Origin of the sequence: Comamonas koreensis, from assembly GCF_021026195.1 — a bacterium.
GTDB classification, from domain to species: Bacteria; Pseudomonadota; Gammaproteobacteria; order Burkholderiales; family Burkholderiaceae_C; genus Comamonas; species Comamonas koreensis.
Genome location: NZ_JAJNCT010000027.1, coordinates 15,148 through 28,163, shown reverse-complemented (window position 1 = coordinate 28,163; position 13,016 = coordinate 15,148). Strand labels below are relative to the sequence as shown.

The 13,016-nt window shown below is 62.9% G+C and carries 14 protein-coding genes; 5 read left to right on the top strand and 9 right to left on the bottom strand.

The window, feature by feature from the left end; genetic code table 11:
- Positions 1–15: 15 nt before the first annotated feature.
- The 6 genes from LPW39_RS19275 to LPW39_RS19250 all read right to left on the bottom strand — a co-directional run bounded on the left by LPW39_RS19275 (position 16) and on the right by LPW39_RS19250 (position 5,265).
- Positions 16–630: a Maf family protein gene (locus tag LPW39_RS19275; RefSeq protein ID WP_230778811.1), complete on the bottom strand. Its 615-nt coding sequence runs from the start codon at positions 628–630 to the stop codon at positions 16–18.
- A gap of 153 nt (positions 631–783) precedes the next feature.
- On the bottom strand, positions 784–1,251 hold the full coding sequence (rlmH, locus tag LPW39_RS19270) for a 23S rRNA (pseudouridine(1915)-N(3))-methyltransferase RlmH (protein ID WP_116925617.1): 468 nt from the start codon (positions 1,249–1,251) through the stop codon (positions 784–786).
- Between the two features lie 72 nt (positions 1,252–1,323).
- Positions 1,324–2,013 carry a ribosome silencing factor gene (gene rsfS, locus LPW39_RS19265; RefSeq protein WP_230778809.1) on the bottom strand — a complete coding sequence of 230 codons (690 nt, stop codon included), beginning with the start codon at positions 2,011–2,013 and terminating at the stop codon, positions 1,324–1,326.
- 268 nt (positions 2,014–2,281) lie between these two features.
- Positions 2,282–3,241, bottom strand: coding sequence for an oxygen-dependent coproporphyrinogen oxidase (gene hemF / locus LPW39_RS19260; protein WP_230778807.1), 960 nt, complete (start codon positions 3,239–3,241; stop codon positions 2,282–2,284).
- Between the two features lie 30 nt (positions 3,242–3,271).
- Complete coding sequence (purD, locus tag LPW39_RS19255) at positions 3,272–4,549, bottom strand: phosphoribosylamine--glycine ligase (RefSeq protein ID WP_116925614.1); 1,278 nt, start codon at positions 4,547–4,549, stop codon at positions 3,272–3,274.
- A complete protein-coding gene (locus LPW39_RS19250) occupies positions 4,546–5,265 on the bottom strand; it encodes a YebC/PmpR family DNA-binding transcriptional regulator (RefSeq protein ID WP_133858840.1) in 720 nt (239 codons plus the stop codon). Before LPW39_RS19250 ends, purD begins: the two co-directional genes overlap by 4 nt.
- A 78-nt stretch (positions 5,266–5,343) precedes the next feature.
- On the opposite strand from LPW39_RS19250, the gene LPW39_RS19245 reads away from it, so the two are divergent.
- Complete coding sequence (locus tag LPW39_RS19245) at positions 5,344–6,870, top strand: helicase HerA-like C-terminal domain-containing protein (protein ID WP_230778806.1); 1,527 nt, start codon at positions 5,344–5,346, stop codon at positions 6,868–6,870.
- Positions 6,871–6,938: 68 nt separating this feature from the next.
- Here LPW39_RS19245 and LPW39_RS19240 read toward each other — a convergent pair whose 3' ends face one another.
- Complete coding sequence (locus LPW39_RS19240; protein ID WP_230778805.1) at positions 6,939–7,715, bottom strand: amino acid ABC transporter permease; 777 nt, start codon at positions 7,713–7,715, stop codon at positions 6,939–6,941.
- Between the two features lie 65 nt (positions 7,716–7,780).
- Entirely contained in the window at positions 7,781–8,545 is a 765-nt protein-coding gene (locus LPW39_RS19235) for a basic amino acid ABC transporter substrate-binding protein (RefSeq protein ID WP_230778804.1), read from the bottom strand.
- 248 nt (positions 8,546–8,793) lie between these two features.
- Here LPW39_RS19235 and LPW39_RS19230 point away from each other — a divergent pair, with 248 nt between their 5' ends.
- The 3 genes from LPW39_RS19230 (at position 8,794) to LPW39_RS19220 (ending at position 11,104) form a co-directional block, all read left to right on the top strand.
- On the top strand, positions 8,794–9,777 hold the full coding sequence (locus LPW39_RS19230; protein WP_230778803.1) for a threo-3-hydroxy-L-aspartate ammonia-lyase: 984 nt from the start codon (positions 8,794–8,796) through the stop codon (positions 9,775–9,777).
- 113 nt (positions 9,778–9,890) lie between these two features.
- Entirely contained in the window at positions 9,891–10,523 is a 633-nt protein-coding gene (gene upp / locus LPW39_RS19225; RefSeq protein WP_230778802.1) for a uracil phosphoribosyltransferase, read from the top strand.
- Between the two features lie 149 nt (positions 10,524–10,672).
- Positions 10,673–11,104 (top strand): hypothetical protein, encoded by a 432-nt coding sequence (locus LPW39_RS19220; RefSeq protein WP_230778801.1) that lies wholly within the window; start codon positions 10,673–10,675, stop codon positions 11,102–11,104.
- A 14-nt stretch (positions 11,105–11,118) separates the two neighbouring features.
- Here the strand turns inward: LPW39_RS19220 and LPW39_RS19215 are convergent, their stop codons facing one another.
- Positions 11,119–11,745, bottom strand: a complete 627-nt coding sequence (locus LPW39_RS19215) for a retropepsin-like aspartic protease family protein (protein WP_230778800.1) — start codon at positions 11,743–11,745, stop codon at positions 11,119–11,121.
- 219 nt (positions 11,746–11,964) lie between these two features.
- Between LPW39_RS19215 and LPW39_RS19210 the strand changes: the two genes are divergently transcribed.
- Positions 11,965–12,957 (top strand): Bug family tripartite tricarboxylate transporter substrate binding protein, encoded by a 993-nt coding sequence (locus tag LPW39_RS19210; protein WP_230778799.1) that lies wholly within the window; start codon positions 11,965–11,967, stop codon positions 12,955–12,957.
- Positions 12,958–13,016: the final 59 nt, after the last annotated feature.

The window sequence follows — 13,016 nt, the reverse complement described above, 5'->3', positions numbered from 1 at the left end:
CATTCTTTGAGGGCCTTAGATGGCAAACCCAGCAGCCCGCAGTACATTGGCCGTCTCGAACACCGGCAGGCCCATGATGCCTGAATAGCTGCCGCTGATCTTGGCAATATACGCTGCCGCCCGCCCCTGCACGCCATAGGCGCCCGCCTTGCCCATGGGCTCACCGCTGGCGACATAGGCGTCGATCTGCGCGCTGTCCATGACGGCGAACTCCACGCTGGAGACCGACAGGCTGGTCAGGCGCTTGCGACCGCTTTGCAGGGCCACGGCCGTCAATACACGGTGCGTCTTGCCACTGAGCGCTTGCAGCATCTCGCGGGCCTGTTCCTGCGACTCGGGCTTGCCCAGAATATGCCGGCCCAGCGACACCGTGGTGTCGGAGCACAGAATCGGCGCCTGCTCCAGCCCGCGCCGCTGCAGGCGGGCGATGGCAGCATCCAGCTTCAGCCCGGTCACGCGCTGCACGTAGTCGGTGGCGGATTCGCGCGGCAGCACCAGCTCCAGCGCTTCGGGGTCCTGGGGTTCGGGGTCGTCGTCCTGGGCAACCAGCAAGCGGTGGGAGATACCGATCTGTTCAAGCAGTTGACTGCGGCGTGGAGACTGCGATGCCAGGTAGACAAAGGGGTGCATGGTGGGAAGCGAGGCCTAGATTTGAAAAAAGCGCCTGCGCCCATCAATTCAGCGCAAGCAGCTATTATTTTTGCAGCATAACGCATCCGGCAGCCCGCTGGCAAGCGGGGATATTGCTCTGCCCTCGCCCACCCGAGAGCAAGCGCGCTGGCCTTATTCGCGGTGGTAAGGATGGCCGGCATTGACCGACCAGGCGCGGTAGAGCTGCTCGATCAGCAGCACACGCACCATCGCATGGGGCAAGGTCATATCCGAAAGCCGAATGCGCTCATGCGCCGCAGCCTTGAACTCGGGGTCCAGCCCATCAGGACCACCGATGATCAACGCGACATCATCGCCTTCAAGCTGCCAGCCCTTGACCCGCTGGGCGAGCGCCTTGGTGGTCAGGTTGGTGCCGCGCTCATCGAGCACGACAATGCGCGTGCCGCGCGGGATGGCTGCCTCGATGCGCTTGCGCTCGGCGGCATACAGGGTCTCGACGGTCTTGGAGCCGCGCGGCTCGGTCTTGACGGCCTTGAGCTCCACCTTCAGCTCGGGCGGGAAACGCTTGGCATAGTCGTCATAGGCGGTCTGCGCCCAATCGGGTACATGCTGGCCCACCGCAACGATGAAAATCTTCATGCGAACTCTCCAATGAAAAAGAGCTGTCCTGCCTGGCAGTACAGCTCTTTGCAACCCGCAGGTTGAGGGGATTTACTTGGCCTTGGTGGTTGCGCGCTTGGCCGCTGGCTTCTTGGCTGCAGGCTTGGTGGCCTTGGGCTTGTTGACCACGACGGTCTTGACGGTGGCAGCAGCGCTGGTCTTCTTGGCCGCAGGCTTCTTAGCCACGGTGCCCGAGATCTTCTTGACGGCGGGCTTCTTGGCAGCGGTCTTCTTCACCGGTGCATCAGCGGCCTTGTCAGCAGCTGCTGGCTTGCGTGCAGCGGGCTTTTTCTTGCTGTCAGCGGTGTCGGCAGCGGCTTCTGCCTTGGCCTTGGCAGGCTTGGCGGCCTTAGGCTTGGCAGCGCCCAGCTTGACGCGCACGGGCGTGTCGCCCCACATCTCTTCCAAACGGTAGTACTGGCGAATCATCGGCTGCATGATGTGGGCCACAACAGGGCCGCAGTCGACGATGATCCACTCGCCGTTGTCTTCGCCTTCGGTACGTGGCTTGGGAAAGCCCGCTTCCTTGACGGCATCCTTGACGCTGGCAGCCAAGGCCTTGGTCTGGCGGTTCGAGGTACCTGCGGCCACGATCACGCGCTCAAACAGCGGCGACAGGTGCTCGGTATTGAAAACCTGGATATCTTGTGCTTTCACATCTTCCAGCCCATCAACGATGGCACGCTGCAGCAATTGCACAGATTTCTTGGCAGTGGATTCGGATTTTTTGGCGGTGGTCATCAGTAGGTGATGGATGAAAGTGTTTCTACTATAGCGCGTGTTGCAGTTATTGTTGATCGCGTCAACACGCAGTGGCAAAAGGGCAAAGCCTTCAAGAGAAGCTGCCGCGCAGCCTGCGATGGGGCATGCATACGGTCAGCGGAAAGCGAATTATACGCAGGCTGCGCCAAATGGCGCTCTGGTATGGCCTTGCGGCATGGGCGCCGGGCCAGCAAAAGGCGTTCGGGCTACCCCTCCCGCACGGAACCGGCAGCCCTGGCTGGCAGGTTCACAGCCAATCACGCGGCTGCAAAAACTCCGCCAGCAAGCGCGCTTCGGGCGAGCCCTCAGGGTCCTGGCGCTGGTAGCTCCAGCTGGCCAAGGGCGGCATCGACAGGAGGATCGATTCCGTGCGCCCGCCGGATTGCAGACCAAAGTGGGTGCCCCGGTCCCAGACCAGGTTGAACTCCACATAGCGGCCGCGCCGGTAGAGCTGAAAGTCCCGCTCGCGCTCGCCATAGGCCTGGTCCTTGCGGCGCTGCACGATGGGCAGGTAGGCCTTCAAAAAGGCATCGCCCACCGACTGCAGCATCGCAAAGCCACCCTCAAAACCCAGCTCGGAGAAATCATCAAAAAAGATGCCGCCGATGCCACGCGCTTCGTTGCGGTGCTTGAGGAAGAAATAGCTGTCACACCACTGCTTGAAGCGCGGGTACAGATCGGCACCGAAAGGCGCCACCGCATCGTGGCAGACCTGGTGAAAATGCTGCGCGTCTTCGGCAAAGGGGTAGAACGGCGTCAGGTCCATGCCGCCGCCAAACCAGCAGGTGGCGGGCTGGCCGGGGTGGCCTGCGGCGATCATGCGCACATTCATGTGCACGGTTGGCACATAGGGGTTGCGTGGATGGAAGACCAGCGACACGCCCATGGCGGTGAAAGGCGCACCCGCCAGCTCGGGACGGTGCTGGGTGGCCGAGGGTGGCAGCTGCGGGCCCCGCACCTGCGAAAAGCCCACGCCTGCACGCTCGAACACCGAGCCGCCTTCCAGGATCTTGGTCAGACCCTGGCCTTGCAGCTTCTCACCTGGCGCCTTTTGCCAGGCATCGGCCAGAAAGCGGACGTTGCTGCCTGCCTCCTGCTCCAGCGCTTCGACCGCATCGGTGATCGAGGCCTGCAGCGACTGCAGATAGGCGGCCACCGCCAGGGCCTCGGCCCCGGCGTTCAGTTGGTCAACGGAAGAGGACAGCACGGGCCTGGCTCACTGTGGGCTTGCGAACGGTCACTTGACCGCGCGGTAGCCGATGTCGTGGCGGTATTGCGCGCCATCGAAATGCACCTGCGCGGCAGCGGCATACACACGCTGCTGCGCCTGCTTGACGTTGTCGGCCAAGGCGGTCACACACAGCACGCGACCACCGCTGGTAACGGGCTTGCCATCCTGCACCGTGGTGCCGGCGTGGAAAACCATCACTTCTTCTTCGTCCTCAGGCAGGCCGGTGATCACATCGCCCTTGCGGGGTGCGTCCGGGTAGCCATGGGCAGCCATCACCACGCCCAGCGCAGTGCGGCGGTCCCATTGCAGCTCGATCTGGTCGAGCTTGCCGTCGGTGGCAGCCTGCATCACATCGACCAGATCGCTCTTGAGGCGCATCATGATCGGCTGGGTTTCCGGGTCACCCATGCGGCAGTTGAACTCCAGGGTCTTGGGGTGACCCGCCTTGTCGATCATCAGGCCTGCGTACAAAAAGCCGGTGTAGGGAATGCCGTCTTTTTCCATGCCACGGATGGTGGGCAGGATGATCTCGCGCATCGCGCGGGCATGCACATCGGCCGTCACTACGGGAGCGGGCGAGTAGGCACCCATGCCGCCGGTGTTGGGGCCCTGGTCGCCGTCCTTGAGGCGCTTGTGGTCCTGGCTGGTCGCCATGGCCGCCACGCTCTTGCCGTCGCACAGCACGATGAAGCTGGCTTCCTCGCCGTCGAGGAACTCCTCGATCACCACGCGGGCGCCGCCGTCGTTATGGGCGACGCCGTATTTGTTGTCCACCAACATGAAGTCGACCGCATCGTGTGCTTCCTGGGCGGTGGTAGCGACCACCACGCCCTTGCCGGCAGCCAGGCCGTCCGCCTTGACGACGATGGGCGCGCCCAGCTTGTCGATGTAGGCATGGGCCGCCACCGGGTCGCTGAAGGTCTCGTACTGCGCCGTCGGGATGCCATGGCGTGCCATGAAATCCTTGGAGAAGGCCTTGGAGCTTTCCAGTTGCGCTGCGGCCTTGGTCGGGCCGAAGATCTTCATGCCGTGGGCGCGGAACTCGTCCACCACGCCGGCGGCCAAGGGTGCCTCGGGGCCGACGACAGACAGCTGCACGCCGTTGTCCTGTGCCCATTCGCGCAGCTGGACCACATCGGTGATCGGCAGGTTTTCCAGACGCTTGTCGCGTGCCGTGCCTGCGTTGCCCGGGGCTACATAGACCTTGGAGACCTTGGGCGATTGCGCCAACTTCCAGGCCATTGCGTGTTCACGGCCGCCGCCACCAATCACAAGTACCTTCATAGCGCCGCGTTATGGTAAACATCTTGAACATCATCCAGATCTTCCAGTGCGTCCAGCAATTTTTGCATCTTGGCCGCACCTTCCTCATCCAGATCTACGGTATTTTCGGGGCGCATCGTCACCTCGGCCACTTCGGGCTTGAAGCCCGCTGCCTCCAGCGCATTGCGCACCGCTTCAAATTCTGACGGGGGCGTCAGCACTTCGACGGCGCCCTCCTCATCGGTGATCACATCATCGGCGCCGGCTTCCAGCGCCACTTCCATGATCTTTTCCTCATCGGCACCCGGTGCAAACACCAGCTGCCCCAGGTTGCGGAACTGGAAGGACACCGAGCCTTCGGTGCCCATGTTGCCGCCGTGCTTGCTGAACGCATGGCGCACATCGGCCACGGTGCGCACGCGGTTGTCCGTCATCGTGTCGACAATGATGGCCGCGCCACCGATGCCATAGCCTTCGTAGCGAATTTCCTCATAGGTCACGCCTTCAAGGTTGCCGGTGGCCTTGTCGATGTTGCGCTTGATGTTGTCGGCCGGCATGTTGGCGGCCTTGGCCTTGTCGATCGCCAGACGCAAACGCGGGTTTGCGCTCAAATCTGCGCCGCCCTGGCGCGCAGCGACCATAATTTCACGAATGATACGGGTCCAAACCTTGCCGCGTTTTTCGTCCTGACGACCCTTGCGGTGTTGAATATTGGCCCATTTGCTGTGTCCTGCCACAGAATTTCCTTTGCTATTGTTTTATCTAGCTAGACTGCGATTTTACTTTTGACTTTGATGCTGGAGAGGAAACCTACGATGGCTGAACCCCTACTGGTTGCCAAAAATGGCACAACGGAGTGTTTTTTGCTTCCTGGCCTGGCCAATCGACACGGACTGATCACCGGCGCGACCGGCACGGGCAAGACTGTAACCCTTCAGACATTGGCCGAGGGATTCTCGGGCATTGGCGTGCCGGTGTTCATGGCCGATATCAAGGGGGATTTGACCGGCATCAGCCAGGTGGGCCAGATTGGCGGCAAGCTGGCCGCCACCTTGCAAGACCGTGGTATTGGCCTGCCCACGCCCAAGGCCTGCCCCACCACCTTATGGGATGTGTTTGGCGAGCAAGGCCACCCGGTGCGCGCCACCATATCGGACATGGGCCCGCTGCTGCTGGGCCGCATGCTGGACCTGAACGACACGCAGATGGGCGTGCTCAACCTGGTGTTCAAGATCGCCGATGACAACGGCATGCTGCTGCTTGACCTCAAGGACCTGCGCGCGATGCTGTCGTACGTGGGTGAGAACGCCAAGCAGTTCACCACCGACTACGGCAACATCAGCTCGGCCAGCGTGGGCGCCATCCAGCGCGGTCTGCTGCAGATCGAGCAGCAAGGCGGCAACAGCTTCTTTGGCGAGCCCATGCTCAACATCGACGACATGATGCAGACCGTGGGCACGCAAGGGGTGATCAACATCCTGGCGGCCGACAAGCTGATGAATTCGCCGCGCCTGTACTCCACCTTCCTGCTGTGGATGCTATCCGATCTGTACGAGAAGCTCCCGGAAATTGGCGACCCGGACAAGCCCAAACTGGTGTTCTTCTTTGACGAGGCCCACTTGCTGTTCAATGACGCACCCAAGGTGCTGCAAGAGCGTATCGAACTGGTCGTGCGCCTGGTGCGCTCCAAGGGCGTGGGCGTGTATTTCGTCACGCAGAACCCGCTGGACATTCCCGACAGCGTGCTCGCCCAGCTGGGCAACCGCGTGCAGCATGCGCTGCGTGCCTTCACGCCACGCGACCAGAAGGCCGTCAAGGCCACGGCGACCACGATGCGCGCCAACCCGGGCCTGAACATCGAGACCGCGATCACCGAGCTGGCCGTGGGCGAGGCGCTCGTCAGCTTTCTGGACGAAAAAGGCCGCCCCAGCGTGACCGAGCGCGTCTATGTGCTGCCACCCGGCAGCCAGATTGGCCCCATCACTACCGAGCAACGCCAGGCCTTGCTGAAGAACTCTCTGGTCGCAGGCGTCTACGACACGCCGGTGGACCGCGAGTCGGCCTACGAGATCCTGAAGGCTCGCGCCGGTCAGGCCAGCGCAGCGCAAGGCGGCAAGCCGGGCGCAGGCGCGGCTGCTGGCACTGCCGGTGCAGGTGCCGAGGATGGTGGCCTGATGGGCAGCATCAACGACATCCTGTTTGGCACCACCGGCCCGCGCGGCGGCAAAAAGGACGGCATTGTGCAGTCGATGGCCAAGTCCACCGCCCGCTCCTTTGGCACCAAGCTGGGCAACCAGATTCTGCGCGGCGTGCTGGGCAGCATCATGGGCGGCAAAAAGTAGGCTGGGACGCACCGCAAAGAAAAAGCCGGCAGTTCAATTGCCGGCTTTTTCGCTTATGCGCTGCGCAATCAACTGCGATCGGTGCGTGCCAGATGGTTTTCCAGCGCCCGCAGGCCCAGGGTCAGCATGAAGGTCATCAGCCAGTAGGCCAGCGCAACGGCCAGGTAAGGCTCCCAGTAGCGGCCATAGGCACCGGCCACGGTACGCGCGGCATAGGCCATCTCGGCCAGCCCAATGGCGGAGACCAGCGAGGTGTCCTTGAGCAGCGAGATCATGTTGTTGCCCAGCGGAGGCAGCATGCGGCGGAAGGCCTGCGGAATCACCACATAGCGCATCATCTGGCCATGCGTCATGCCCAGCGACATGCCCGCCTGTTTCTGGCCAATCGCGATCGACTGGATGCCGGCGCGGAACACCTCGGAGATATAGGCTGCCGAGTTGAGCGTCAACGCCACCACACCGGACATCAGCGCGCCATGGTCCTGCTTGAGCGTGCGCGCCAGGTCACCGCTGATGATCAGCCCATTGACCGGGTGAACGAACAACGGCATCACCGCAAAGTGCATCAGCAGGATCTGCACGAACAGCGGCGTGCCCCGGAAGAAGCTGACATAGGCGGTCGATGGCCAGCGCAGCAGGTATTTGCACACGCCCTTCCAGGGCTGGTGGCGGGTGTCGGCCAGGCGTGCCAGGGCCAGCATCAGGCCCAGCGCGCAGCCCATGATCACGCAGGCCACCGTCATGCCGATGGTGACCATCGCACCCTGCCAAAACATCTGCTTGTATTCCACCAGGATGTCGGGGCGGAACCAGCCGAACCACTCTACAGGGGTGTTGTTGTCCATCAATCAATTCTTTCAAACAAAATGACGGCCAACGGGCCGTCATTGCAGCGGAAGTCGCAGCCGCCTTATTGGGGCTTGTAGTCCTGGTTGAACCACTTCTTGTAGATCACGTTGTAGCTGCCATCGGCGCGGATGGCAGCCAGGCCGGCGTTGATCTTCTCTTGCAAGGCCTTGTCGCCCTTGCGCACGACGATGCCGAAATGCTCCTTGGGGAAGCTGGCGTCATCCACAGTCTTCAGCGCGGGGTACTGCGAGACGCGGTAGGCGATGACACCATTGTCGCCAATGGCGGCATCCACGCCGCCTGCGGCCAGCTCGGAGATGATCAGCGGCGTGCTCTCGAAGCGACGGATATTGGGGCTGGTCTTGCCGACTTCGCGGCTCATCACATCGTCACCGGTCGAGCCGCTGACCACCGACACCTTCTTGTCCTTGAGGTCCTTGAGCGATGCGACCGTGCTGTCCTTGGGCACGGCGATCAGCTGGCGGGCGTCAAAATAAGGCTGGGAGAAATCAAAGCTCTGCTTGCGCTTGTCGTTGATGGTCACGCCGGAGATGACAAAGTCCACATCGCCATTGTTGAGCGACGCAAAGATGCTGCTGAACGGCGTGTTGACGATGCGCAGCTTCATGCCCTGCTGCTTGGCGATGGCATTGACGATATCGATGTCAAAGCCGACGATCTGCTTGTCTTTGTTCTCGAACGCAAAAGGTGCATAGGTCGCGCTGGAGGCCACCACCAGATCACGGCCCTGCGCTTGCGCGGCGCCTGCTGCCAACACCGAGACCGCTGCGGCACCGATGGCCAGCGCAATTTTTTTGTTCCACATACCCCAACCTTTAGCTACATAAGCCCATACAAGCGGCCGATTATACGTAAACACCTACAGACTGCGACTGGCAACGCATGGTCCCCGGCGCTGACTTGCGTTTGCGCACAAGCTTGTTCGTCAGGCTGTTCAACGCTTTGGCTAGCCAATGCCCAGCGCCATCTGCAGGACGGACCACCAGAGCGACACCAAATCGCCAAAATGCCACTACCATGAATCCCCTCGACGCCTCTGCCATCTGACCGACCATGAACGCCTCCGTCCACGCCACCCCCCTCCCCACTTTTGACGATGTGCAAGCAGCTGCGCAGCGCCTGCAAGGCGTTGCCCACCGCACGCCGGTGATGCGCTCATCCACCCTCGACAAATTGACGGGGGCAGAGTTCTTCTTCAAATGCGAAAACTACCAGCGCATGGGCGCATTCAAGTTCCGGGGAGGCTACAACGCGCTGGCCCGCTTCTCGCCAGAGCAGGCCAAGCGCGGCGCGCTGGCTTTCTCCTCGGGCAACCATGCGCAGGCCATCGCCCTTTCTGCCCGCATTCTGGGCATGCCCGCAGCCATCGTGATGCCCGAGGACGCCCCGGCCGCCAAGCTGGATGCGACACGCGGCTACGGTGCCGAAGTTATCACCTATGACCGTTTTACCGAGGACCGTGAAGCGATCAGCCATCGCATTGCCCAGGAGCGCGGCATGACGCTGGTGCCACCCTACAACCATGCCGAGGTGATCGCCGGCCAGGGAACCAGCGCGATGGAACTGTTCCAGGACGTGCCCCAGCTCGACTACCTGTTTGTCTGCCTGGGCGGCGGCGGCCTGCTGTCGGGCTGCCTGCTGTCGGCCAAGGCCATGGCGCCCCAGTGCAAGGTCTACGGTGTGGAGCCAGAGGCCGGCAACGATGCCCAGCAATCGCTGCGCAAGGGCGAGATCGTGAAGATCGCCACACCCCGCACCATTGCCGATGGCGCACAGACGCAGGCACTGGGCGATCTGACCTATGCCATCATCCGCCGCGATGTGACCGACATCGTCACCGCCAGCGACCCGCAGTTGGTGGACAGCATGCGTTTTTATGCCGAGCGCATGAAGATGGTGGTCGAGCCCACCGGCGCGCTGAGCCTGGCAGGCGCACGCTTTGGTGGTGTCGATCTGCAAGGTGCCCGCGTGGGCGTGCTGATCAGCGGCGGCAATGTGGACCTGGGCCGCTACGCGCAATTGCTCGGGGCTGCATGAGGGGCAATGCACAACGCAAAAGCCTCACCATTCGGTAAATATATTCACAGGCCGCGCACGCCTTCTGGCCTGCGCTGCTACCATTGCGGCCAAAAATGACATTGGCAACTACCATGAGCACCGTTCACCTCATCGACCACCCGCTGGTCCAGCACAAACTCACGCTGATGCGCCGCAAGGAAGCATCCACCAACAGCTTCCGCCGCATGCTCGGCGAGCTGTCCACCCTGATGGCCTACGAGATCACGCGCGACTTCCCACTGCAGGATCTTGAGATCGAGACCCCGATGGAAAAGATGGTCGGCAAGGTCATCGACGGCAAGAAACTGGCCCTGGTCTCCATCCTGCGCGCCGGCAATGGCTTCCTCGACGGCATGCTCAACGTGGTGCCCGGCGCCCGTATTGGCCACATCGGTCTCTACCGGGACCCTGAAACGCTGCAGCCGGTCGAGTACTACTTCAAGATGCCCGACAACATGGGTGAGCGCGATGTGATCGTGGTGGACCCGATGCTGGCCACCGGCAACTCGGCCGCCGCCGCCGTGCAGCAGCTCAAGAACAAGTGCCAGCCCAAGTCCATCAAGTTCATGTGCCTGCTGGCCGCCCCTGAAGGCATCAAGACCATGCAGGCCGCCCACCCCGATGTGGACATCTACACGGCCGCCGTGGACCGCCAGCTCAATGACCACGGCTACATCCTGCCGGGCCTGGGTGACGCGGGCGACCGCATCTTCGGCACCAAGTAAGCCCTGCCCACGGCATGCCCACCACGCGCTGGGCATGCCAAGCGCCGCAGCCTGCCCGCCAGTGTCTGCGCGTAAGACAAATCTCACATACAGCACCGCGCCACTTTGGTTAAATGGCGTCCAGAGCATCTCCGTCTGGAGGCCACACCATGAGCTACCACTTGCTGGTTTTTGCGCCCGCCGCTGCACCCAGGGAACCTGCGGCCTTTGGTCTCTGGTTCCAGGCACAGACCGAATGGCCAGAGCACCATGACTACGAGGACCCAGCGGTCGCCACGTTGTCGCTCAAGGCCTGGTGCCTGGAGATGATGCAGCGCTTTCCCCCGCGCAGCGGCCCCTACCGTGAAGAACTTCCCCCCGAAGACAAGAGTCTGCTGGCCGATTACAGCATTGGCCGCAATATTGTTTTTGTCGCGGTGCAGCCAGCGCAAGCAGGTGCCGCGCTGGAGGCGGCCCGGGAGCTGGCCGCACAGCACTGCGTCGGTCTGTACGAGGCCAGTGCATCACCGGCGGCTGTGCGCCTGCCCGATGGCAACAATGGCCTGCAGGCGGCGTTCAACTGCAAGCCGGACATGGGTTGAGCAGCGCCCTGGATTTAGCGCATGGCCTCGCTGTCGCGGGCCTTGAGCACCATGCTGTTGCCCGAGATGCTCACATCAAAATAGCGCAAGAAGTTCTGGCCCAGCAGCGCATCGCGCGCGCTCTCGCCGGTATAGCCCGTGCCGACGCGCAAGCCATTGACCGCCAGCGGGCCGACCTCAACCCGCTCGGCCCGGCTCATCATGCCCTGGCGCACGCCATTGGCGGTTTGAAAGCTGATGGGCACGCCCTCGCCCAGGTTGGCACGTACGGCGACGGCGTCGGTGATGCTGATCAGGCTGGCACCGGTATCCACCATGAACTGCACCGGCACCCCGTTGACCGAGCCCGCCACGCGGAAATGGCCATCGCGGTCGCGCGGAATCTCCAGCACACCATGGGCCATGACCTTGCCTTCGCTGGGCTTGCGGTAGACCTCGGTCACCAGGTAGATCGCAAACATCACGCCGATCCAGATGGCCAGCAGCACCCAGGTGGTACGGCGGTTGGCATCGGGCGGCGTGCGCACAGGCCCGGGGCCGCCAGCGGGCTGCGGCTGACCCGGCCATGGCGATGGCTGCGCCAGGCCTGCAGGCTGTGCCGAGGGGGAGGAATCGGGGCGTCGGGTACGTAATCGGCTCATGGATCAGGATTTTTTGCCTACGCAAGCAAACTGTGCGACGGCCGGTGACAAAGCATAAATCATACTGGCATGGCCCGAGCCACGCCGCTGCACTGTGTGCCGGGGCTTGCAGCGCTTTATTCATGGTTGGCCACTGCCACCCGGCGGACAGGGCCAGCGCCTCCAGCGGGTGCCGTCTGGGTTAGGATGGCCGCCAGTTATCACCCTGCCCTGTTTTTCATGACCATCGACCGTCGCCACCTGCTGCAATCCCTGGCGGGATTTGCCGCTGCTGCCGCCCTGCCTGCGGGCTGGACCAGCGCCCATGCTGCCCCAGCCCATTGGCCCAGCAAACCCCTGCGCTTTATCGTCGGCTACCCGGCGGGCTCCTCGCCCGACATGCAGGCACGCATGATTGCCCAGCCGCTGGCGCAGATCCTGGGCCAGCCCGTGGTGGTGGACAACCGGCCCGGTGCCAGCGGCAATATTGGCGCGGACCAGGTGGCGCGCGCGACGGACGACCACAGCTTTGGCATTATCGGCAATGGCCCGCTGACCTCGTCGCAGGCGTTGTATGCCAAGCTGCCCTATGACCCTGTGAAGGACTTTGCGCCGCTGGCGCTGGTGGGCGTATCGCCCCTGGCCTGGGTGGTGCCGGCCAGTGCAGGTGCGCAGACCGACAAGGCGCTCGCCAACCTGCGCCAAAAAGGCAATGCCGCCAGCTATGGCTCCACCGGCCTGGGCTCCGGCGGCCACCTGGGCATGGAACTGCTGAAGGACGCGCTGCATTTTGATGCCGTGCACATCCCCTTCACCGGCGCGCCCGGTGTGGTCTCCGGGCTGATGGGTGGCCAGCTCGATTGCGCGCTGCTGCCGATCTCGTCGGTGCTGCCGCTGGTGCAAAGCGGCAAGCTGGCGGCCCTGGCCGTCACCTCGGCCCAGCGCACGCAGCTGATGCCGCAGACGCCATCAATGCGCGAGATTGGTGCCCAGGATGTGAATATCGAAGTCTGGAATGCGCTGATGGCCCCGGCCAGCATGTCTGCCGCCATCCGCAGCCAGCTCAGCGATGCGCTACTGAAGGTGCTCAACACCGCTGATATCCGCGATCAGCTGCTGCGCCAGGCCTGGACCCTGGACGACGCATCGCCCGCCGCACTGCAAACCCGCATCAGCAGCGACCGCAAGATGTACAACGCCTTGATCGCGAAAAAGAAGCTGCAGCTGGAGTGATGTCCGCGCTGCAGTAACACCAAGGGCCCTCGCAGGGCCCTTTTCTGTGCATCCAACGG